This is a genomic window from Paraburkholderia sp. SIMBA_030 (assembly GCF_046535245.1).
Lineage (GTDB): Bacteria > Pseudomonadota > Gammaproteobacteria > Burkholderiales > Burkholderiaceae > Paraburkholderia.
Genome location: NZ_JAWRXB010000403.1, coordinates 1 through 276 on the forward strand (window position 1 = coordinate 1; position 276 = coordinate 276).

Here is a 276-nt window from a genome sequence, read left to right on the forward strand (position 1 = left end):
CTGATACTCCTTTTGTCCGGATAAAAATAAAGAGCCGCCAACGCTGTCATGTATTTATTTTACGGCTGCGCCCCTGATTAATGGGTTTGTGACTTTGAAACTTTGTTTTGGGCTTTACGGCAGCGTTCTTTTTTCCGCTGCTTTTCAGCTCATTATCACTCTTTATATAAAACATTTTCACGTATCCGTGAAATGTCTGGCCTTTTGAATTGGTGTACTCAATATATCCCCACCCGTTCACAGTTGAAACGAGTTGATATATTACAATCGTGTCGG

The 276-nt window shown here is 40.6% G+C and carries 1 protein-coding gene; it reads right to left on the minus strand.

Annotated elements, in window-relative coordinates; all coding sequences use genetic code 11:
- Nucleotides 1–46 precede the first annotated feature (46 nt).
- The coding region (locus SB772_RS40535) for a hypothetical protein (RefSeq protein WP_410838589.1) at nt 47–276 on the minus strand (230 nt) is incomplete at its 5' end.